The 20,836-nt window shown below is 62.9% G+C and carries 19 protein-coding genes and 1 tRNA gene; 15 read left to right on the top strand and 5 right to left on the bottom strand.

Features of this window, described 5'->3' with window-relative positions; genetic code table 11:
* Nucleotides 1–97 precede the first annotated feature (97 nt).
* The 4 genes from petA to SM766_RS09670 all read left to right on the top strand — a co-directional run bounded on the left by petA (nucleotide 98) and on the right by SM766_RS09670 (nucleotide 3,333).
* Nucleotides 98–658, top strand: coding sequence for a ubiquinol-cytochrome c reductase iron-sulfur subunit (petA, locus tag SM766_RS09655; RefSeq protein ID WP_065271913.1), 561 nt, complete (start codon nucleotides 98–100; stop codon nucleotides 656–658).
* An 11-nt stretch (nucleotides 659–669) separates the two neighbouring features.
* Nucleotides 670–2,001, top strand: coding sequence for a cytochrome b (gene petB, locus SM766_RS09660; RefSeq protein WP_368947640.1), 1,332 nt, complete (start codon nucleotides 670–672; stop codon nucleotides 1,999–2,001).
* Between the two features lie 19 nt (nucleotides 2,002–2,020).
* The gene (locus SM766_RS09665; protein WP_065271915.1) at nucleotides 2,021–2,812 is read left to right on the top strand and encodes a cytochrome c1; all 792 of its coding nucleotides are present in this window, start codon (nucleotides 2,021–2,023) and stop codon (nucleotides 2,810–2,812) included.
* Nucleotides 2,813–2,910: 98 nt separating this feature from the next.
* Nucleotides 2,911–3,333: a GFA family protein gene (locus SM766_RS09670; RefSeq protein ID WP_368947641.1), complete on the top strand. Its 423-nt coding sequence runs from the start codon at nucleotides 2,911–2,913 to the stop codon at nucleotides 3,331–3,333.
* A 30-nt stretch (nucleotides 3,334–3,363) separates the two neighbouring features.
* Here the strand turns inward: SM766_RS09670 and mtaB are convergent, their stop codons facing one another.
* Both mtaB and dapF read right to left on the bottom strand, forming a co-directional pair.
* The gene (gene mtaB, locus SM766_RS09675) at nucleotides 3,364–4,626 is read right to left on the bottom strand and encodes a tRNA (N(6)-L-threonylcarbamoyladenosine(37)-C(2))-methylthiotransferase MtaB (RefSeq protein ID WP_368947642.1); all 1,263 of its coding nucleotides are present in this window, start codon (nucleotides 4,624–4,626) and stop codon (nucleotides 3,364–3,366) included.
* On the bottom strand, nucleotides 4,623–5,465 hold the full coding sequence (gene dapF / locus SM766_RS09680) for a diaminopimelate epimerase (protein WP_368947643.1): 843 nt from the start codon (nucleotides 5,463–5,465) through the stop codon (nucleotides 4,623–4,625). Before dapF ends, mtaB begins: the two co-directional genes overlap by 4 nt.
* A gap of 188 nt (nucleotides 5,466–5,653) precedes the next feature.
* Here dapF and SM766_RS09685 point away from each other — a divergent pair.
* The 11 genes from SM766_RS09685 to SM766_RS09735 all read left to right on the top strand — a co-directional run bounded on the left by SM766_RS09685 (nucleotide 5,654) and on the right by SM766_RS09735 (nucleotide 17,537).
* Nucleotides 5,654–5,729 (top strand) — tRNA-Lys (locus SM766_RS09685).
* Between the two features lie 283 nt (nucleotides 5,730–6,012).
* Complete coding sequence (locus SM766_RS09690; protein ID WP_368947644.1) at nucleotides 6,013–7,209, top strand: class I SAM-dependent methyltransferase; 1,197 nt, start codon at nucleotides 6,013–6,015, stop codon at nucleotides 7,207–7,209.
* Between the two features lie 342 nt (nucleotides 7,210–7,551).
* On the top strand, nucleotides 7,552–8,568 hold the full coding sequence (locus tag SM766_RS09695; RefSeq protein ID WP_274833134.1) for an ABC transporter ATP-binding protein: 1,017 nt from the start codon (nucleotides 7,552–7,554) through the stop codon (nucleotides 8,566–8,568).
* On the top strand, nucleotides 8,565–9,659 hold the full coding sequence (locus tag SM766_RS09700; RefSeq protein WP_274835207.1) for an ABC transporter ATP-binding protein: 1,095 nt from the start codon (nucleotides 8,565–8,567) through the stop codon (nucleotides 9,657–9,659). Before SM766_RS09695 ends, SM766_RS09700 begins: the two co-directional genes overlap by 4 nt.
* Nucleotides 9,660–9,725: 66 nt before the next feature.
* The gene (locus SM766_RS09705) at nucleotides 9,726–11,252 is read left to right on the top strand and encodes an ABC transporter substrate-binding protein (protein WP_274833136.1); all 1,527 of its coding nucleotides are present in this window, start codon (nucleotides 9,726–9,728) and stop codon (nucleotides 11,250–11,252) included.
* Nucleotides 11,253–11,340: 88 nt separating this feature from the next.
* Nucleotides 11,341–12,285 carry an ABC transporter permease gene (locus SM766_RS09710; RefSeq protein WP_065271933.1) on the top strand — a complete coding sequence of 315 codons (945 nt, stop codon included), beginning with the start codon at nucleotides 11,341–11,343 and terminating at the stop codon, nucleotides 12,283–12,285.
* Nucleotide 12,286: 1 nt separating this feature from the next.
* On the top strand, nucleotides 12,287–13,168 hold the full coding sequence (locus SM766_RS09715) for an ABC transporter permease (protein WP_065271934.1): 882 nt from the start codon (nucleotides 12,287–12,289) through the stop codon (nucleotides 13,166–13,168).
* A 17-nt stretch (nucleotides 13,169–13,185) separates the two neighbouring features.
* On the top strand, nucleotides 13,186–14,976 hold the full coding sequence (locus SM766_RS09720; RefSeq protein ID WP_368947645.1) for a gamma-glutamyltransferase family protein: 1,791 nt from the start codon (nucleotides 13,186–13,188) through the stop codon (nucleotides 14,974–14,976).
* A complete protein-coding gene (locus SM766_RS09725) occupies nucleotides 14,973–15,719 on the top strand; it encodes a DUF1028 domain-containing protein (protein WP_368947646.1) in 747 nt (248 codons plus the stop codon). Before SM766_RS09720 ends, SM766_RS09725 begins: the two co-directional genes overlap by 4 nt.
* A 96-nt stretch (nucleotides 15,720–15,815) precedes the next feature.
* Nucleotides 15,816–16,556, top strand: a complete 741-nt coding sequence (locus SM766_RS09730; protein WP_065273639.1) for a FadR/GntR family transcriptional regulator — start codon at nucleotides 15,816–15,818, stop codon at nucleotides 16,554–16,556.
* Between the two features lie 42 nt (nucleotides 16,557–16,598).
* On the top strand, nucleotides 16,599–17,537 hold the full coding sequence (locus SM766_RS09735) for an acetamidase/formamidase family protein (protein WP_274835203.1): 939 nt from the start codon (nucleotides 16,599–16,601) through the stop codon (nucleotides 17,535–17,537).
* Between the two features lie 39 nt (nucleotides 17,538–17,576).
* Here the strand turns inward: SM766_RS09735 and SM766_RS09740 are convergent, their stop codons facing one another.
* From SM766_RS09740 to SM766_RS09750, 3 genes are read right to left on the bottom strand one after another with little or no spacing between them, the layout of a single operon-like run.
* Entirely contained in the window at nucleotides 17,577–18,458 is an 882-nt protein-coding gene (locus tag SM766_RS09740) for a F0F1 ATP synthase subunit gamma (protein WP_368947647.1), read from the bottom strand.
* Complete coding sequence (locus tag SM766_RS09745; RefSeq protein ID WP_368947648.1) at nucleotides 18,445–20,085, bottom strand: F0F1 ATP synthase subunit alpha; 1,641 nt, start codon at nucleotides 20,083–20,085, stop codon at nucleotides 18,445–18,447. The genes SM766_RS09740 and SM766_RS09745 overlap by 14 nt, the downstream gene beginning before the upstream one ends.
* The gene (locus SM766_RS09750; protein ID WP_368947649.1) at nucleotides 20,051–20,833 is read right to left on the bottom strand and encodes a F0F1 ATP synthase subunit B family protein; all 783 of its coding nucleotides are present in this window, start codon (nucleotides 20,831–20,833) and stop codon (nucleotides 20,051–20,053) included. The genes SM766_RS09745 and SM766_RS09750 overlap by 35 nt, the downstream gene beginning before the upstream one ends.
* Nucleotides 20,834–20,836 lie beyond the last annotated feature (3 nt).

Raw genomic sequence — 20,836 nt, forward strand, 5'->3', positions numbered from 1 at the left:
CTTCTCCCCGCTAGATACGCGCGATAAGGCACTGCGGGTTTCTTGCAGTGTATGCGCATGTTTGCCCTAAACGGGCGCTGGAATTGGAGAAAACCTCGTGTCCCACGCAGAAGACAACGAAGGAACCCGGAGAGATTTCCTCTACTACGCCACTGCCGGCGCCGGGGCAGTCACCGCAGGTGCCGCAGTCTGGCCCCTGGTCAATCAGATGAACCCCTCTGCTGACGTCAAGGCGCTGTCCTCGATCATGGTGGACATCAGCGGCGTGGAAGTGGGAACACAGATTTCCGTAATGTTCCTTGGTAAGCCGGTGTTCATCCGCCGCCGGACCCAGGCCGAAATCGACGAAGCCCGGGCGGTTGAGCTGTCCGCGCTGATCGATCCGGCCTCGGAAAACCCGAACAAGCCGGGCACCGACGCATCGGACGAGAACCGCACCATGGACGAAGCCGGCGAATGGCTGGTCATGATGGGTGTCTGCACCCACCTCGGCTGTGTGCCGCTGGGCGATGGCGCTGGTGACTTCAACGGCTGGTTCTGCCCCTGCCACGGTTCGCACTACGACACCGCAGGCCGGATCCGCAAAGGCCCCGCCCCGCAGAACCTGCACGTACCGGTCGCCGAGTTCCACGACGACACAACCATCAAGCTGGGATAAGGAGACGCCACATGTCCGGTATTCCGCACGACCATTACGAACCGAAGACTGGCGCAGAGAAGTGGCTGCACAGCCGCCTGCCCATCGTCGGTCTGATCTACGACACAATCATGATCCCCACCCCCAAGAACCTGAACTGGTGGTGGATCTGGGGCATCGTTCTGGCCTTCTGCCTGGCGCTGCAAATCGCCACCGGCATCGTGCTGGTGATGCATTACACTCCGCATGCTGATCTGGCCTTTGCCAGCGTCGAGCACATCATGCGTGACGTGAACGGCGGCTTTATGCTGCGCTACCTGCACGCAAACGGCGCCTCGCTGTTCTTCATCGCGGTCTACATCCACATCTTCCGTGGCCTGTTCTACGGCTCCTACAAGGCGCCCCGCGAAATCACCTGGATCATCGGCATGCTGATCTTCCTGATGATGATGGGCACCGGTTTCATGGGCTACGTTCTGCCCTGGGGCCAGATGTCCTTCTGGGGCGCGACCGTGATCACCGGCCTCTTTGGCGCCATTCCCTTCATCGGTGAGCCGATCCAGACCTGGCTGCTGGGCGGACCCGCTGTTGGCAACGCGACGCTGAACCGCTTCTTCTCGCTGCACTACCTGCTGCCCTTCGTGATTGCTGGCCTCGTGATCGTCCACATCTGGGCCTTCCACACCACCGGCAACAACAACCCGACCGGTGTTGATGTCCGTAAAGGATCCAAGGAAGAAGCCGAGAAAGACACCCTGCCGTTCTGGCCCTACTTCGTGATCAAGGATTTCCTGGGTCTGGCCATCGTTCTGGTGATCTTCTGGGCCGTCGTCGGTTTCATGCCGAACTACCTGGGTCACCCCGATAACTACATCGAAGCCAACCCGCTGGCGACGCCTGCACACATCGTTCCCGAATGGTACTTCCTGCCGTTCTACGCGATCCTGCGTGCCTTCACCTCCGAAGTCTGGGTGGTTCAGATCGCCTCCTTCATCACCGGCGGTATCGTCGATGCGAAGTTCTTCGGCGTGCTGGCCATGTTCGGTGCCATCGCGGTGATGGCTCTGGCGCCCTGGCTGGACACCAGCCGCGTGCGTTCGGGTCGCTACCGTCCGATGTTCAAGTGGTGGTTCTACCTGCTGATCATCGACTTCTTTGCCCTGATGTGGCTGGGTGCGATGCCCGCAGAAGAGCCCTATGCATCGTTCTCGCTGATCGCATCGGCCTACTGGTTCGGCTACTTCCTGGTGATCCTGCCGCTGCTGGGTGTCATCGAGAAGCCGACCGCAATGCCGGCCACCATCGAAGAGGATTTCAACGCCCACTATGGCAAGAAATCCGGCGAAGCCACTCCTGCCGAGTAATCTAGAAGGACAGCTACCCATGTTGAAGAAACTCGCAACCGGTGCCGCCTTCGCTCTGGCGCTCATTCCTGCCGCAGGTTTTGCGGCAGGCGGAAGCGGCCACGTGGAGGACTTCCAGTTCTCTTTCGAGGGCCCCTTTGGCACCTATGACCAGAACCAGCTGCAACGCGGTCTGCAGATCTACACCGAGGTCTGCTCGGCCTGTCACGGTCTGAAGTTCGTGCCGCTGCGCACCCTGTCCGACGAAGGCGGCCCCGGCCTGCCCGAGGATCAGGTCCGCGCCTACGCCGCTGAAAACTTCGAAGTGTTCGATGCCGAGCTGGACGATTTCCGCCCCGCAAAACCGGTTGACCACTTCCCGGCGAACACCTCGCTCGGCGCCCCCGACCTCAGCCTGATGGCCAAGGCGCGCGCCGGTTTCCACGGTCCCTACGGATCGGGTCTGAACCAGCTGTTCAAAGGCATGGGCGGTGCCGAATACATCGCCTCGCTGCTGGACGGTTACACCGGTGAGACCAAGGAAGAAGCAGGCACCACCTTCTACGGCAACACCGCCTTCCCCGGCGGCTGGATCTCGATGGCGCCGCCGCTGTCGGATGAGCAGGTGGAATTTGCTGACGGTCACGCCAACGACGTGCACCACATGGCGCAGGACGTCGCGGCCTTCCTGATGTGGACCGCAGAGCCCAAAATGATGGCCCGTCAGACCGCCGGTTTCGTCGGCGTACTGATCCTGACCGTTCTGTCGGTGCTGCTGTACCTGACCAACAAACGCCTCTGGGCGCCCCACAAGGGCAAGAAGACCTCCTAAGCCAGGTCTTCCCCTGATGCAGAAACAGAAAACCCCCGCCAATGGCGGGGGTTTTTCTTTGTGGTTGCGACATCGGCCATGCCCTCTAGGGTCTGTCCATGACCAGATACACCGGAAAATGCCTTTGCGGCGCCGTCACCTATGTAGCAACAGGGCAACCGCGCGTTGTCGCGCAATGCCATTGCGAGGAATGCCGAAGGATCAGCGGGACAGGTCACACAGTCGGCGCCATGTTCCCGATAGAAGCCGTCACCATCAGCGGTGAAGTCAGCACCTTCAGGTACCAGTCCGGAAAGGCCTCAGAGGTCACCAAGGCCTTCTGCGGTACCTGTGGATGCCCGATCTACGGACAGAACACCCGCACCCCCGATCACCTGACCCTGTCGCTTGGCACGATGGACGATGCGGAGGGTCTGGAGATCGAAGTCGTCGTATTTGCACGCGACCGGCCGCATTGGGACCAACTCGGCCCTGACGTGCTCTCCTTTGCAGGCCAACCGGGCTGGAAGCCCGAACGCTGATCCCCGCGCAGAAGCGCAGGGAGGGCCGATTCAGGCAGTCAGCTGGCCCTTGGAGGCGCCTGTGATCACCGCAGTCACGATCTGCCCCTCATCCTGCGCCGCTTCGAAGGTCACCTCAGTGAACTGCTCTGTGCGGCCCATATGGGGGTTTTCCATCAGGATCCGATGCGTGCGCCCTACCTGCGCAGCAAGGTGTTTCTGAACCTGCGCATCGCCTGCGGCGCGCAGACGGGCAGCGCGGTCTTTGATCAGCTTGCCATCCACCTGCTTCGGGATTTTCGCCGCAGGCGTGCCTTCCCGTTTCGAGTAGGGAAAGACATGCAGCCAGGTCAGATCGCAATCCGTCACCAGCTTCAGCGAGTTTTCGAAATGCGCCTCACTCTCGGTCGGAAAACCGGCAATGATATCGGCACCAAAGGTCATATCGGGGCGCAGTTTACGCGCCTCCTCGGCAAATCGGATGGCATCGTCGCGCAGATGGCGCCGGGCCATGCGTTTGAGAATCATGTCGTCGCCATGCTGCAGGCTCAGGTGCAGATGCGGCATCAGACGCGGCTCGGTGGCGATAGCCTGCATCAGATTCTCGTCCACCTCAATCGAATCGATGGATGAAATGCGCAGACGCGGCAGATCCGGCACCAGTTTCAGGATCCGCATCACCAGATCGCCCAGTTTCGGCTCAGCAGGCAGATCCGCACCCCAGGAGGTAAGATCCACCCCGGTCAGGACCACCTCGTTATAACCCTTGTCCACCAACCGCTTGATCTGGTCCACCACCACACCAGCAGGGACCGAACGCGAATTTCCGCGGCCATAGGGGATGATGCAGAAGGTGCAGCGGTGATCGCAGCCGTTCTGAACCTGAACATAGGCGCGGGAGCGGGTGCCGAATCCATCGATCAGGTGACCTGCGGTTTCGGTAACCGACATGATGTCATCGACCTGAACCTTCTCGGTCTCGCCAATGAAATCAGGCCCCTTTGCGATCTCAGCCCAGGTGTCCGGCTGCATCTTTTCGGTATTGCCTATGACGCGGGTAACCTCTTCCATCGCGGCAAAGGTCTCGGGCTCGGTCTGGGCGGCGCAGCCGGTGACGATGATCGGCGCCTCCGGGTTTTCCCGGCGCAGGCGACGGATTTCCTGGCGCGCCTTGCGCACCGCCTCGGCCGTCACCGCGCAGGTGTTTACCACCACGGCATCCTCCAGCCCCGCCGCGCGGGACAATTCCTTCATCGCCTCGGTTTCATAGGCGTTGAGGCGGCAGCCCAGCGTGGTGAACTTGGGCGCTGTCATCGCAGCGAATCCAGAAATTCAGCGGTGAAGGTGCCGCTGAAGACATGCATTGTCGGACCGGTCATCCAGACACCATCCTCGCGCCAGTCGATCCACAGGGTACCCCCATCCAGGTCAATGCGCACCCGGCGCCCTGTGAGCCCCCTGCGAGCCGCTGCAACCGCTGTGGCGCAGGAGGAGGAGCCAGAGGCCAGAGTCACGCCCACACCGCGCTCCCACACCCGCATACGGATGTGATCGGGGCCGACAATATGGGCCACCTGCACGTTGGTGCGTTCGGGGTAGAGCGGATGATGTTCATAGCGCGGGCCAAACTCCGCCAGCGGGATCAGATCGGCGTCCTCGACAAAGAAGGTGCAATGCGGATTGCCCATGCCGGTGGCCGTCGGCCCGCCCTCGATCGGCAGCTCCAGCGTGTCCATCTCCTCGGCCAGCGGGATCTCCTGCCAGTCCAACTGCGGCTGGCCCATATTGACCGAAGTCAGGCCCTCGCCCGCATCGCGCGCATAAAGATCACCGCGGTCGGTGGTCAGGTGCAGCGCATCCTTGCCGGTCTCAAGCATCAGATGGCGGGCAATGCACCGGGTGGCATTGCCACAGGCCGCCGAGGTCGAGCCATCCGCATTGTAGAAGGTCAGATGCGCATCGCCTGCACCATTCGAGATCACGGCGAGTTGATCGAACCCGACACCGAACTGCCGGTGTGCGATTCCCTGCGCCAGCGCGGGCGTGATCGCGATATCCTGCACACGCGCATCCACAACGACAAAGTCGTTGCCCAGCCCGTGCATCTTCATGAAGGGGAAACCGATGTTTTCTGTCATGCTCATGGCGGGCATATAGACCTCGTGCAAAGATGAATCCAGCCTTGTGCCAATAATCTTGAAAAAAGGGGTTGACCCCCCGCCGTACTCCCCCTAGATACGCCGCCTATCGGGACAGCATGGATGACCAAGCCAAGCGACACCGACGCGAATTAAGCGCTTGATCCTTCGGGAGTATTTCGCTTAGACAGCACAAAGATAGTGGGCCGTTAGCTCAGTTGGTAGAGCAACTGACTTTTAATCAGTGGGTCGCAGGTTCGAATCCTGCACGGCTCACCACTTTCTTCAAGACACTCAAATCACTGATCACACACCGATAGATACATCGGTGCGAATGCTCCGTTTTTCCCGGACGCAAACCATTCCCGAACGATCACCACGCCTGCGCACGCTTGCCCGCAACTGCCCAATCCAGACGCAGAAGTTCGGCGTGATTCCCTCTTCACAACAGCCCCCCCCTCCAACCTTCGCCCAAGGCACAAGCCATGCGGACCTCAAAGCTTTCCTTAATCCTCTTGTGGCAGGACTCGGGCACAAAAAGTGACTAGAAGGGTCAATCTGAATGACGAAGGCTTCAATTTCCTCCTGCCCGGTTTGCGAGAATGCACTTGGGAATCTGACGATTGAGCGCCGCCCGCAGGTCCCCTCGCTTCAGAACGTCGCCCTGGAAACCCCGGATGCCGCGCGAACATTTCCGACCGGGGCGCTGCATATCCTGCGCTGCGCTGCCTGTGGTTTCGTCTGGAACGATGAGTTTGACCCGTCCCATATTTCCTATGATGCAGGATACAACAACGACGTCACCGCATCACCCTATTACCTGGCCCACCTTGATGCCATGGCCGACCGAATTCTCGCCTCGGTGCCCGAAGATCAGCCCATTCACTATGTTGAAATCGGCTGTGGCGAGGGCGATTTCATGGCCCTGCTTCACGCGCGTGGAAAAGGCCGTGTTGCCTCGCTGACCGGATTTGACCCTTCGTTCACGGGCGATGACAACTTGCCTGACGGCGCCGTGGTCCACCGGGTCATGTTCACCCCCGATCAGATCGATAAAATTCCCGCAGAGGCCAATGTCATCTGCTCACGCCACACGATCGAGCATATCAACGATGTTCAGGCCTTTGCCGAGGCGCTGGCAGCGTCAATGACGCCGGAGCGGAGCCTTTTCCTGGAAACGCCGGACGCCGATTGGATTCTGCGCAACCTGGCCTTTCAGGACTTCTTCTACGAGCATTGCTCAATCTACACGCCAAGATCCGTTGCAACGCTTCTGGCCCGCCGTGGCTTGGCCTGTGAGGTCGCGCCCGTCTATGATGATCAGTACATGTGGATTTCGGCCAGGATGATGCCGTCACAGGAGGCATCCGACCCCATCCTGTCGGCAATCGACGATGCTGCGGCCAAACGGTATGTATCCGAGACCAATCAAATCAGGTCTCAGTGGCAAGGCTATCTTGAGACCCGGCGCAAGGTGGGGCCCATCGCGCTTTGGGGTGCGGCCTCCAAGGGCGTGACCTTTTCCCTGCTTTTCAACAGCGCAGAGGACGCGCCGATTGACTTCGCCATTGATCTCAACACTGCAAAGCAAGGCTGTTTCATGCCGATAACCGCCACTCCGATCCTCCCGCCCGAAGCGGCGCGCGATCAGGGGGTGCGGACCATCATTATCATGAACCCCAATTACGAGGCCGAGATTCGCCAGCACATCAGCGACCTGGGCTGTGGCGACGTGGAAATCACAGTTCTCAATCACTAGCGACAGATCCCAAAGGCGTATTCCCAGCATCGGGAGCGGCGTGAGCGCGATCACGCCGCGGGCCTGCCGCTGCGTCCGGCGTTTTCAGCTCTCCCTTTTTCAACGAGGCGTCCGTGCGTTGCCCGCTGAAAAACAACCCTTTCCGCCACCCGCCAAAGCTGAGCGCGCCCGCTGCGCCTGAACCTTCGGCACACCCCTTCCTTCCCGCCTGCCTAAATTTTCGTCAGATTTTCCCGGTGGTCCGCCTGGATGATATCGAGGGCGTTGACAGCTGCCCAATTTGAACCAATAGTGAATTGGTACAAATGATCCAGACCAATCCAAAGGCCGGGGAGGCCGCATATGCCAACAGGGCAGATTCAGACAGATGCAGAACCGGCGGATATTCTGCGCCTCGAAGACTTTACACTGCGGTTTCGTGGCCAGGAGAAGGCCACCGTCAACGGTATGAGCCTGAAAGTTTCCCCCGGTGAAATCCTGTGTATCGTCGGCGAATCGGGTTGCGGTAAAAGCGTAACCGCAATGTCGATCATGGGGCTATTGCCCAAAGGATCCTCAGAAGTTCTGTCCGGAAATCTCGATTTCCTTGGGAAATCCTACGATCTGCGTCAGGAAAACCTGCCCGCCGATCAACGTGGCAATCAGATCGCGATGATCTTTCAGGAACCGATGACCTCGCTCAACCCGTCCTTCACGGTTGGCGACCAGATCGCAGAAACCGTGCTGCAGCATCAGGGTGGCACCCGGGCCGAGGCAATGGAACGCGCCCATCAGATGCTAGAGAAGGTCGGCATTCCCGCGCCACGTCAACGGCTTGGCGAATATCCGTACCAATTGTCCGGTGGTATGCGCCAGCGGGTGATGATCGCCATGGCGCTGGCCAATGATCCGCAGCTGCTGATTGCCGATGAACCCACCACCGCGCTTGATGTGACCATTCAGGCGCAGATCCTTGATCTGATCTGCGATCTGCGTCGCGACACCGGCATGGGCACCATCATGATCACCCATGATCTGGGGGTCGTTGGCGAAGTGGCCGATAGCGTTGCCGTCATGTACGGCGGGGAAGTGGTCGAACAGGGCTCCACCAAGGAAATTTTCGCCAATCCCCAGCATCCCTATACCATCGGCCTGATGAGCGCGATGCCGCGCCTTGATCGCCCCGGCGAACGTCTGGCCACGGTGCCCGGTTCGGTTCCGGCGATCCGCAACATGCCCGAAGGCTGCCGGTTCCGCTCGCGCTGCGCTTTTGCCGCTGCCGCCTGCAGCACGCGGCCCGATCTCAGAACGCTTGCAGACGATCACAGCGTCGCCTGCCATTTCGCCCCTCTGGAAACCCATGTGGCGGTGCAGGCATGAGCAGCAAGGACATGATTCTCCGCACCGACGCGCTGACCAAACATTTCGGCGGCGGCGGCTTTCTGAAGAAATCCCCGGTGGTGCAGGCGGTCGACGGGATCTCGCTTGAGGTGAAGCGCGGCGAGACCTTTGCCATCGTCGGCGAATCCGGTTGCGGCAAATCCACCCTCGCGCGGTTGCTGATGCGGCTGCTGGAGCCCACGTCGGGGGAGGTCGTCTTTGACGGCAAGGATATCAGCCATGCCGCCGGACCGGATCTGACCCGGCTGCGCCGCGATATGCAGTTCATCTTTCAGGATCCGTTTTCCTCGCTCAACCCGCGCATGACCGTGGGCAAGCTGATTGCCGAACCGTTGGAAGTCCACGCCCCCGAGCTGAGCGCCGCCGAACGCCGCGCCAAGGTGGCCGACATCATGCAGAAGGTCGGCCTGCCCGCAGAACACGCGGGCCGCTATCCGCATGAATTCTCTGGCGGGCAGCGGCAGCGGATCGGTATTGCCCGCGCCCTGATCACCGGGCCGAAACTGGTCATCGGGGATGAGCCAGTCTCGGCGCTGGATGTCTCGGTACAGGCGCAGGTGATCAACCTTCTGGGTGATCTCAGCCGCGAACTCGGGGTAACGCTGGTCGTCATTGCCCATGATCTGGGCGTGATCCGCCACATGAGCGACCGTGTCGCCGTCATGTATCTGGGCCGTATCGTGGAAATGGGCACCGCCGAAGAGGTCTTCAGTGCCCCGCGCCATCCTTACACCCAGGCTTTGCTGGCCTCGATCCCGGCGCCCCGCGCCGAGGGCGAGGACCGCATCACGACGCTGACTGGCGAGATGCCCAGCCCCGCTGCACCGCCGCCCGGCTGCCGGTTTCACACCCGCTGCCCCTTTGCGCGGCCGGATTGCAAAACCACGGTGCCGGATCTTTCGACTGTTGAGGGCGCATCACATCAGGTGGCCTGCCACCACTGGCAGGAGATCGACGCTCCGGCCGGTGCGCCGCAGCAGGCCCCCCATTCCGCCGCTGCCGAAGAACGGTTTGCCCTGTACCGCGCCGCCATCGAAGGCGCCAAGGTCACCCCGCTGACGCCGGAATAATCCCATCAGAACACCCCCAGAACCAACCGTAACCAAAAGCAAGACCCGACAGAGAGGACCAAGACGATGAAACACTTGAAACCCACCCTGATGGCTGCCCTTCTCGGCGCCACCGCATTGGGGATGATGACCACCGGCGCCAGCGCCAAGGATCTGCGCATCGGCCTGCAATCGGACGCCGACGTGCTCGACCCGGATCAGTCGCGCACCTTCGTGGGCCGCATCGTCTATGCCTCGCTCTGCGACAAGCTGGTCGACATCACCCCGGATCTGGAAATCATCCCGCAGCTGGCCACCGCATGGCAGGTGTCCGAGGATGGCATGACCGTCACCATGCAGCTGCGCGAGGGCGTGGTGTTCCACGACGGCACCCCCTTCAACGCAGAGGCCGTGGCCGCGAATATCGAACGCTCCAAGACCCTCGATGAATCACGCCGCAAGTCCGAGCTGTCCTCCATCACCTCGACCGAAGTGACCGGCGAGTATGAGATCAAGCTGAACCTCAAAGGCCCCGATGCCACGCTTCTGGCGCAGCTGGCCGACCGTGCCGGCATGATGATGTCGCCCACCGCCGCTGCGGCAGCAGGCGTGGATTTCGGCCTCAACCCGGTCTGCTCCGGCCCGTTCAGCTTTGAAGAGCGTGTCGCCCAGGACAAGATCGTCCTGAAGCGGTTCCCGGACTACTGGAACGCCGACAAGATCGCCTTTGACAGCGTGACCTTCCTGCCGATCCCGGACACCACCGTGCGTCTGGCCAACCTGCAGTCGGGTGATATCGACATGCTGGAGCGTCTGGCCGCCACCGACCTGGCACAGGCCAATGCAGATGCGAATATCGCTGTCGCCGACGCGGTTTCGCTGGGCTATCAGGGCATTACCTTCAACCTGAACAACGGTGAAAAGGGCGACAATCCCTGGGGCAACGACGCGCGCCTGCGTCAGGCGTTCAGCTATGCCATCGACCGCAACGCGATCAACCAGGTGGTCTTTGAAGGCGCCTTTGCCGCTGGCAACCAGCCCTATCCGCCGACCTCGCCCTGGTATGACGCCGACTACCCGGTTCCGGGCCGCGATGTAGCCAAGGCCAAGGAACTGCTGGCCGAAGCCGGGTATCCCGATGGTCTGGAGCTTGAAGTTCAGGTCCCCAACACCACCGTTCCGCTGCAGCTGATGCAGGTAGTTCAGGCCATGGCCGCCGAAGCAGGCATCGACGTGAAGATCGTCTCGAAAGAGTTCGCCACCCTGCTGGCCGATCAATCCGCCGGTGACTACACCGCCAGCCAGATCGGCTGGTCCGGCCGGGTCGATCCCGATGGCAACATCCACCAGTTCATGACCACGAACGGTGGCCTCAACGACAGCAAATACTCCAACCCTGCCGTGGACGAGGCGCTGAACGCGGCCCGCGTTGCTTCCAGCACCGAGGCCCGCAAGGCGTCCTATGATGCCGCGCGCGACGTGCTGGTCGAGGAATCGCCGATTGTCTACCTCTACCACCAGACCTGGATCTGGGCGCATAACACCAATCTGGAAGGCTTCACCGCCTATCCGGACGGGATGATCCGCCTCGAAGGCGTCACCTGGAACGAGTGATACCCACCCTGCGCCGCCCCGCCCTGCGCGCGGGCGGCGCAGATCTTCTGGCCCTTCGGGGTCGCAGCCAATCCGTCAGGTCTGCCCGATGTTCCTGTTCCTCATGCGCCGCATCCTGATCGCGGTGCCCACGATCATACTGATCTCGATCTTTGTCTTCGCCCTGCAAAAGCTGCTGCCGGGGGATCCGCTTCTGGTGCTGGCCGGAGAAGAGCGCGACCCCGAGGTACTGGAGCTGCTGCGCGAGAAATACCGCCTGAACGATCCCATCATCGTGCAGTATTTCACATGGATCACCAATGCCCTGCAGGGAGACCTCGGGATTTCGCTGCGCACCAACCAGCCGGTCACCGAGCTGATGATGCAGAAACTGCCGGTGACGCTGCAACTGGCGGCGATGTCGATGATCTTTGCCCTGACGATCGGCGTGCCTGCGGGCATCCTGTCGGCCTACCGCAAGGGTACGCTGACCGATTACCTGGCCAATGTGGTGGCCCTCTCGGGCCTGTCGATCCCCAACTTCTGGCTTGGCATCATGCTGATCCTGCTGGTGTCGGTGAAATGGCAGCTGCTGCCCGCATCCGGCTATGTGCCCCTGTCCGAGGATTTCGCCCAGTCGATCCGCACCATGCTGATGCCCGCCTTCGTGCTGGGCACCGCCCTTGCCGCCACGATGATGCGGCACACCCGCTCGGCCATGCTGGGCGTGCTCAGCGCCGATTATGTCCGCACCGCCCGCGCCAAGGGGCTGACCGAACGCCGCGTTGTTCTGAAACACGCCTTCCGCAACGCGCTGACCCCGATTGTCACCCTGACCGCGCTGCTGTTCGGTGAACTGGTGGCTGGCGCCGTCCTGACCGAGCAGATCTTCACCATTCCCGGCTTTGGCAAGATGGTCGTCGATGCGGTGTTCAACCGCGACTATGCGGTGGTGCAGGGTATCGTTCTGGTGACCGCGGTTGGCTTTATCTTTATGAACCTTCTGGCCGATGCGCTGTATTTTATCCTCAATCCACGGCTGAGAGGGCAATAAGATGACCGAAGCAACAGCCCCCTTCACCCCCGAGCAGGATGCAATCAGCGACGGCAAGAACCGCGTCTGGAAGAAATTCCGCTCTCACCGCAGCGCCTTGTTCGGCGGCATTCTGGTGGCCTTCTTCGTGGCGATCGCCCTCCTGGCCCCCGTGCTGCCGATCCCTGATCCCGCCGCCACCGACTGGGGCGCCGTGCGCAAGGCGCCCTCGGCCGCCCATTGGATGGGCACGGATGAGATTGGCCGCGATGTGCTGTCCCGCCTGATCTGGGGGGCGCAGGCCTCGCTTCTGGCCGGTGTGGTCTCGGTCGGGATTGCGCTCGCCCTTGGCGTGCCACTCGGCATTCTGGCCGGCTATTTCGGCGGCTGGACCGATGCGGTGATCTCGCGCTGCACCGAAGCCCTGCTGGCGGCTCCCTTCCTGATCCTGGCGATTGCGCTGGCGGCCTTTCTTGGTCCGTCGTTGACCAATGCGATGATCGCCATCGGGATCTCGGCCACGCCGATCTTCATCCGCCTGACCCGCGGGCAGGTGCTGACCGTGCGCTCCGAAGACTACGTGGACAGCGCCCTGGCCATCGGCCTGCCGACGCCCAAGATCCTGCGCCGCTATATCCTGCCCAACGTGCTGCCGCCGATCCTGGTGCAGGCAACGCTGACCATTGCCACGGCGATCATCGCCGAGGCCTCGCTGTCCTTCCTCGGCCTTGGCCAGCAGGCGCCCGCGCCAAGCTGGGGGTCGATGCTGAACACGGCGAAGAATTTCCTCAATCAAGCCCCCTGGATGGCCATGTGGCCGGGCATCTCGATTTTTCTCGTGGTGCTGGGCTTCAACCTTCTTGGCGATGGTCTGCGCGATGCGCTGGACCCCCGCGAGCACTAGACCAAACGGAGACATAGATGTCCGATTTTACAACACGGCCCGAAATCCGGGGCACCTTCGGGGTCGCAACCTCGACCCATTGGATTGCCTCGACCGTCGGCATGAGCATTCTGGAAAAGGGCGGCAACGCATTTGACGCCGCCGTCGCAACCGCGCTGGTCCTGCAGGTGGTCGAACCACATCTGAACGGTCCGGCCGGCGATATGCCCGCGATCTTCCACAAGGCGGAAACCGGCGAAACCAAGGTGGTCTGTGCACAGGGCGTGGCGCCCAAGGCGGCGACCATCGAAGCCTACACCGAACAGGGGCTGACCCTGATCCCCGGCTCGGGTCTGCTCGCAACCGTTGTTCCCGGCGCCTTTGACGGCTGGATGATGATGCTGCGCGACCACGGCACCATGTCGCTGCGCGAGGTGCTGGAACCGGTGATCGGCTATGCTCGCAATGGCCATCCGGTGCTGCCGCGTGTGGCCAATACCATTGCCGGTCTGCAGGAATTCTTTGAAACCGAATGGCCGACCTCGGCTGCTGTCTGGGCCCCGGGTGGCGAAGCGCCGAAACCCAACGCCCTGTTCAAGAATCCAGATCTGGCGCGCACCTATGAACGTCTGGCCGAAGCAGGCGAAGCCGCAGGTGAGGACCGAGCCGCCCAGATCGACGCCGCCCGCGCCGAATGGCGCGAAGGGTTCGTGGCCGAGGCGATCTTTGACTATCTGAAAGACGCCCATGTGATGGATGTCTCGGACGAGAAACACAGCGCGGTGCTGGCGCCCGAGGACCTGAAGGACTGGCGTGCCACCTATGAGGACACCCTGTCTTACGAATACGAAGGCTGGACCGTGCACAAGACCCACGCCTGGAGCCAGGGACCGGTGCTGCTGCAGGGCCTTGCCATCCTCAAAGGCTTTGACCTTGGCGCGATGGATCCCTTCGGCGCCGAGTTCGTGCACACCGTGACCGAAGCGATGAAGCTCGCCTATGCCGACCGCGAGGCCTATTACGGCGACCCTGCCCAGTCCGAGATCCCGATGGAGTACCTCCTCAGCGAGGAATACAACGCCGAGCGCCGCAAGCTGATCACCGACAAGGCCTCGACCGAGCAGCGCCCGGGGCGGGTGCCGGGCTTCGAACATCTCGCCGACGCCTATATCGAGCGCGCGGCGCGGGACTTCAACGTCGGCCAGGTGGCGGCGCAGGAGCCGACCATGTCGCACCTCACCGAAAAGCGCGGCGATACCGTGCATCTCGACGTGATCGACCGCTGGGGCAACATGGTCGCCGCAACCCCTTCAGGCGGCTGGCTGCAAAGCTCCCCGGTCATTCCGGGCCTCGGCTTCCCGCTCAACTCCCGCGCCCAGATGTTCTGGCTGGAGGACGGTCTGCCGACCTCGCTGGCGCCGGGCCGCCGCCCCCGCACCACCCTGACCCCCAGCTATGCGGAAAAAGACGGTGTGCAGATGGTCTTTGGCACCCCCGGCGGTGACCAGCAGGACCAGTGGCAGCTCATCTGGTTCCTGCGTTTCGTGCATTTCGGCATGGAACTGCAGCAATGCATGGATGCGCCGCTGTTCCATTCCATGCACTTCCAGGGATCCTTCTTCCCACGCGAAGTGCGCACCGCCGAAATGATGGTCGAGCCGAACTTTGGCGAGGCGGTGATCGCCGATCTGCGCGCCCGGGGTCACAACGTCGCGGTGGCGGATCCCTGGACCGTCGGTCGGCTGACCGCTGCCCTGCGCGAACCGGACGGCATACTGCGCGCGGCGGCGACCCCGCGCCTGATGCAGGCCTATGCGGTCGGCCGATGACCTGGTCGCTGATTGCCAAGAACCCCGAGGATGGCGCGATCGCTGTGATCGTCGCCTCCCGGTTCTTCGCCTGCGGCGCGGTGGTGCCCTTTGTCGGGCCGACTGTCGCCGTGGCGTCGCAGGCCTTCTGCAATCCGGTTTGGGGCACCGAGGGGCGCAGGCGCATGGCCGCCGGTGAAAGCGCCCAGGCGGTGCTCGCCGATTTCGCCCTTCGCGATCAGGGGCAGGCGATCCGCCAGGCCCATATGATGGATGCCGAAGGTCGCTTTGTGGCCCATACCGGCGCCGATTGCGTCGACTGGGCCGGGCACCTCTTGGCCGAGGATCATTCGGTGGCGGGCAATATGCTGACCGGCTCCGAGGTGATCGAGGCAACCTCGGCGGCCTACAAGGACAACGCGGATCTGCCCTTTGCCGAGCGTCTGATCGTGGCCATGCAAGCCGGGGAGGCCGCAGGTGGCGACAAACGGGGCCGTCAGGCCGCCGGACTGGTGATCCATCGCGGACAGGAGCATGCCTGGCTCGACATCCGGGCCGATGACCACGCGGACCCCCTGGGTGAGCTGGCCCGCCTCTGGGAGGTCGCGCAGGAACGCTATGTGCATTTCTCCAAGGGCATGCCCACGGCCGAGCGGTTCTCTGGCCTGCCCACCCGCGAAGGCATCGACGCCGATATCGCCGCGGCAGAGGCCCGCCGCATCGCAGAAGGACGCCCCAGCAAATCGCAGGCCGTCGATTATTGATCAAACAGCGCCCGGTATGCCCCGGGCGCTGTTGTTTTTACCCTTTGCGCCATTTTTTGCTTCAATATGCAGACCCTGTCTGAGAAAAAGTCTGTCATGTCATCACACTCCCGCAGCTCGTCTATCGAGCCGATCAAACAAAAGGTTCTGGCCCTGATCAAATCGGGGAGCCTCGCCGCGGACGGAAAACTGCCCACCGAACGGGTGCTGTCGGAACAGTTCGACGTCAGCCGCAGGGCGGTGCGTCTGGCCCTCGACAGTCTGGAAGAACAGGGGCTGGTCTGGCGCAAACAGGGCAAGGGCACCTTTGCCGGACAGCCCGCCGATCCGACCGGAGACCTCGCGGCCAAGATCGCCGGGGAGACCAACGCGCTACAAGTGATGGAAGCGCGCCTGTGTATCGAGCCGGAGCTTGCCGCGCTGTGTGCCAAACGGATGCAGCCGGATGAGCTGATGCGCCTGCGCCGTCTGGCCCAGCGGCAGTTTGAATCCAACGGTCCGGAGGCGATCGAACTTTGGGATGGCGCCTTTCACCGGCTGATCGCCCAATGCGCCCGCAACCGGCCCTTGCTGACCTCCTTTGCCCTGCTTGACCGGATCCGCGAGAACCCGGAATGGATCCGCATCCGCGCCCGTGCCCGAAGCGGCCCGTCGCTGGAAGTGTCGCATTGCGAGCACGTGACCATCATCGAGGCGATTGCCACCGGCGACAGTGATGTGGCCCGCACCGCCATGCGCGAACATCTGACCACCCGCTTTGACGCGCTGCGGAGCGAAATGGACCCCGGCGACGACAGCTGGGAGACCGAACTGTTCGACATTGACACCGGCAAGTAACAGCGGCGTACAGATCACAACGGAACCGGCAGGAGACGCATCATGACATCCACCCTTCCCGCATCGGTGCAGAGCTGCCACTGGGGCTTTTTCGACGCGGCCCATCCGCCTGCCCTGTCCATCGACAGCGGCGAAGAGGTCATCATCGACACCGTCTCGGGTGGCCCCGACATGTTGCCCGGAGATGGTTTTCACGTGCCGCCGGAATTGCTGGAAATTCACGCCGCCGGTCTGCCGGGCATGCCGGGCCATATCCTGACCGGCCCGGTCGAGGTGCGTGGCGCCCAGCCGGGCGATGTACTGCAAGTCGATATCCTCGATATCTCGCTACGGCAGGACTGGGGCTACAACATGATCCGGCCGCTGGCCGGGACCCTGCCGCTGGAATTTCCCAAACGCCAGCGCACCATCCTGCCGCTGGACGCCGAGCGGCAACTCGCCCACCTGCCCTGGGGCACCGATCTGCCGCTGGCGCCGTTCTTTGGGGTCATGGGGGTGGCGCCGCCGCCGGAATGGGGGCGGATCTCCACCATCGAGCCGCGTCGCCATGGCGGCAATATCGACAACAAGGAACTGATCGCGGGCACCACCCTGTACCTGCCGGTTCTGGCACCGGGCGCGCTGTTTTCCTGTGGCGATGGTCATGCCGCGCAGGGCGATGGCGAGGTCTGCGTCACCGCCATCGAAACAGCGTTGCGCGGGCATTTCCGCCTGACCCTGCGCAGGGACCTGTCGCTGGACTACCCACAAGCAGAAACGCCATCGCATCACATCACCATGGGCATGCATCCCGATCTGGATGTCTGCGCCGAAATGGCCCTGCGGGACATGATTGCCGTGACCGAGGCGCGATTGGGGATCAGCCGGGAAGACGCCTATATGCTCTGCAGTCTCGCTGCGGATCTGCGCATCACCCAGACGGTGAACCGCGAAAAAGGCGTGCATATGATGATGCCGAAAAGCCAGCTGCAACGCCCGTAACGGCGCCTGTATCCAGTCCGCCGCGCCGACAGAGGACTGTCAGGCTGGATCACCCTGATCCACCGCCTCGAAGCCTGAAATGATATCCAGCAGCTCGCGGGTGATTTCCTCCTGCCGTTTCTGGCGATAGGCATCCATCAGCTCTTCGCGGTGGTCGCTGATATTGCCCTCCGCCCGGCGCATGGCAGCCAGACGCGCGGCGTGTTCGCTGGCCAGGGATTCGGCAAGCGCGCGATAGATCTGCACAAAGATCCGCTGCCCGATCAGCCAGGAGAACAGCTTGGTCGGCGCCATGCGGTAGGTCGGCAGGCTGCGCGCTGGCCAGGGTTTGCGTGCCAGCGCATCGAGATCCCCGCGCGGCACCGGCAGCAGCGGCCACTCGGTCGGCACCGCCAATGAAGCCCCGGCGCGGCGGTTGAACAAAAGCGAGACTGTCCCGACGCCCGCTTCGGTCCAACGGTCGATTTCCACCGCAACCGCATGCACCGTGGCCGTCAGACCGGCGGCCGATCCGGGCAGCGCAAACAGCGCATCGGGCATATGCCCTTCTGCCTCCATATGCGCCGCCACCCGCTGGCCCAGCACGCAGAGGCGGCAATCGCTCTCCTCCAAGAGCCGCGCGACCGCGCGACCGCCAATCCGGTCGTTGAACCGCCCGCACAGCCCCCGGTCAGAGCCGATGACGATCAGCGCCGATCCCGGCGCCACCTCTGCGGGTGACCCCGCCTGCGTCTGCAGAGACTGATCACGCAGCACAGCCCGCAACCCAAGATCCACCGTGCGTTCATACTCCAGCATCGCCGCAGCGGCGCGTTCGTACTGGCGGATACTGACCGAAGAGAGACTTTTCATGGTGCGTACGATGGAATGGATCTCGGCGGTGGTGTGCATCCGCGCCGAAAGCGCCTCAAGCGTCTGCATCACCCACTCCTTCGCGCCGCGGCGAATGCGGATCATCGGGATAGAACCCGGTCAGCGCCGCCTGCATCGCCGTGATCAGGGCCGCCCGCTGCGCCGGGTCCAGCGGCGCGCCGCCCTCGATGGCATCGCAGATCTCGGGACAGGTCCGGCGGGCGGCCCGAGCCGCATGCAGTCCCGCATCGCTGACCCTGTCGGCGGGAATGGCATCGAACAACCCTTCGGTCGCGGCCAGAAGCGCCGCGATCTGGTCCGCCACCTCAAGCAGGTGATGTTCACGCTGCTTCAGGATTTCCCGCACCCGCAGCCCCCGGTCCAGCCGCTGCCGTGTCTCGGCATCGATCTGGGTGCCAAAGCGGGCAAAGGTCTCCAGCTCTTCGAATTGCGCGTAATAGAGCCTCAGATCCCCCGCCACAGCGCGAAAGGCAGGCAATTGCGCCTTGCCGCCAACGCGGCTGACCGAGGTGCCGATGTCGATGGCCGGCAGCCTGCCCTTTTCGAACAGCGAGGGCGACAGGTAGATCTGCCCGTCCGTGATGGAAATAAGGTTGGTGGGGATAAAGGCGGAAATATTCTGCGCCTGGGTTTCGATCACCGGCAGAGCAGTCAGCGAACCGCCACCGTGTTCTTCGCGCAGCGGGGTGGCGCGTTCCAGCAGTCGCGAATGAATATAGAAAATGTCACCGGGATAGGCCTCGCGGCCGGGCGGGCGGCGCAACAGAAGCGACAGCTCGCGATAGGCGCGGGCATGGCGGGTCAGATCGTCATAGACGATCAGCACATCACGCCCTTCGTCCATGAAATGTTCAGCCATGGCAGTGGCCGCATAAGGCGCGATGAACTGCAACCCCGGCGCGTCCTCTCCGCCGGCCACCACGACGATGGTCCGCTCCAGTGCGCCGCCCTTGCGCAGGCTATCGATCACCCGCGCCACCGCCGAGGCCCGCTGCCCGATGGCGCAATAGATCGAGATCACCCCGGTGTCGCGCTGGTTCAGGATGGTATCGACGGCGATGGCCGTCTTGCCGGATTGCCGATCACCGACGATCAACTCGCGCTGACCACGCCCGATGGGCACGGCGGCATCGATCGCCTTGATCCCGGTCTGCAGCGGTACGCTGACCGGGGCGCGGTGCATGATGGGCGGGGCCGCACGTTCGATGGGGGCGCGGTCGCGGCACTGCAGCGGTCCAGCACCATCAATGGGCTGCCCCATCGCATCGACAACCCGCCCCAGCAGCGCGGCACCAACCGGTGTGTCAACGACGCGGCGTGTGCGGTGCACCTTGTCACCGGGGCGGATGCCGACGCTGTCACCCAGTACAATTACCCCGATACGGTCGGTGGCCAAGCTGGATGCGATACCGGTCTGCCCACCGGCAAAGACCACCAGCTCATCCGCCCTGAGGTCGGGAAACCCGGTGATCCGCGCAATGCCATTGCCAACAGACAGCACCCGGGCAACATCGGTGATTTCGGCCACTGGGGCGGTTTCGGCAAGGATCCGGTCCATCCGGTCGACCAGCCCTGCGGCAATCCGGCCCGCCATGCCCTGCCCGTCTGTGCGCTTGTCATTGCGCCCGCCGTTCTGCCCGTCATGCGGCATCGGCAGCCTCGCTTGCCACGGCATCCAGGCTTTCTTCGATCAGCAGGCCCAGCCGGTCCAGATAGCGCCCTGCCGACCAGTCCAGCACCTGATGGCCCAGCGTCAGACGGATGCCAAAGGCAACATCCCCGGCGGTGGCATAATCCACCTTGATACCCTCTGCGATTTCGTCGTGGATGGCGCGGGTCAGGTGACGCCGCGCCGCGCTTGGCAGCTCCATGCTGCATTCCACCAGCGCCGCCCCCGGCATGCCTTCCGCTGCCCGTTCCAGCCGCCTGCGCTCCTCAAGGTCGAGCGAGGACAATTGCCGGGCGAACTCTGCCGCCATCTGCTCCGCCAGATCGGCCCCGGCGAAATCCGCCAGAACACGGCGCAGCGCCTGCCCCACGTGGGCGGCTGTGCGCTTTTGCATCTCCAGCACGATTTCAGTGCGGTCCTCCTGCAAATGGTCCAGCCAGGCCACACGTTTCTGCTCCATGTCTTCGCGCAGATCGGCCTCCAGCTCTTGGCGCAACGCCTCGGCTGCGGCGCGGGCCTTTGCCATCTCGGCCTCCCTATGGCTGTCCAGCGCCTGCCGCTCGGCCCGCAGCGCTTCGGCTTCGGTGACAGCCTCTTCACGCACGCGGCGCGCATCGCCAAGCCGCTCGGCGATCCGTTGTTCCCGCTCGGCCATTGCCTTGGTCACAGGCCCGTAGAGAAAGCGTTTCAACAACCAGATCAGAACGAGGAAGTTCACCAGTTGCGCCGCGACGGTCAGCCAGTCGATCTGCACCGG

This window comes from Pseudophaeobacter sp. A-200-2 (assembly GCF_041008815.1).
In the GTDB taxonomy this organism is placed as follows: Bacteria; Pseudomonadota; Alphaproteobacteria; order Rhodobacterales; family Rhodobacteraceae; genus Phycobacter; species Phycobacter gallaeciensis_A.

Coding starts and splice junctions, on each gene's coding strand:
- SM766_RS09740 (WP_368947647.1), bottom strand. CDS start 18,458: ATGCAGACGCTTGAGGCGCTTTCGGCGCGGATGCACACCACCGCCGAG.
- SM766_RS09710 (WP_065271933.1), top strand. CDS start 11,341: ATGTTCCTGTTCCTCATGCGCCGCATCCTGATCGCGGTGCCCACGATC.
- SM766_RS09665 (WP_065271915.1), top strand. CDS start 2,021: ATGTTGAAGAAACTCGCAACCGGTGCCGCCTTCGCTCTGGCGCTCATT.
- SM766_RS09715 (WP_065271934.1), top strand. CDS start 12,287: ATGACCGAAGCAACAGCCCCCTTCACCCCCGAGCAGGATGCAATCAGC.
- SM766_RS09745 (WP_368947648.1), bottom strand. CDS start 20,085: ATGCCGTGGCAAGCGAGGCTGCCGATGCCGCATGACGGGCAGAACGGC.
- SM766_RS09700 (WP_274835207.1), top strand. CDS start 8,565: ATGAGCAGCAAGGACATGATTCTCCGCACCGACGCGCTGACCAAACAT.
- SM766_RS09690 (WP_368947644.1), top strand. CDS start 6,013: ATGACGAAGGCTTCAATTTCCTCCTGCCCGGTTTGCGAGAATGCACTT.
- SM766_RS09695 (WP_274833134.1), top strand. CDS start 7,552: ATGCCAACAGGGCAGATTCAGACAGATGCAGAACCGGCGGATATTCTG.
- SM766_RS09670 (WP_368947641.1), top strand. CDS start 2,911: ATGACCAGATACACCGGAAAATGCCTTTGCGGCGCCGTCACCTATGTA.
- petB (WP_368947640.1), top strand. CDS start 670: ATGTCCGGTATTCCGCACGACCATTACGAACCGAAGACTGGCGCAGAG.
- SM766_RS09735 (WP_274835203.1), top strand. CDS start 16,599: ATGACATCCACCCTTCCCGCATCGGTGCAGAGCTGCCACTGGGGCTTT.
- mtaB (WP_368947642.1), bottom strand. CDS start 4,626: ATGACAGCGCCCAAGTTCACCACGCTGGGCTGCCGCCTCAACGCCTAT.
- SM766_RS09705 (WP_274833136.1), top strand. CDS start 9,726: ATGAAACACTTGAAACCCACCCTGATGGCTGCCCTTCTCGGCGCCACC.
- SM766_RS09720 (WP_368947645.1), top strand. CDS start 13,186: ATGTCCGATTTTACAACACGGCCCGAAATCCGGGGCACCTTCGGGGTC.
- dapF (WP_368947643.1), bottom strand. CDS start 5,465: ATGCCCGCCATGAGCATGACAGAAAACATCGGTTTCCCCTTCATGAAG.
- SM766_RS09725 (WP_368947646.1), top strand. CDS start 14,973: ATGACCTGGTCGCTGATTGCCAAGAACCCCGAGGATGGCGCGATCGCT.
- SM766_RS09730 (WP_065273639.1), top strand. CDS start 15,816: ATGTCATCACACTCCCGCAGCTCGTCTATCGAGCCGATCAAACAAAAG.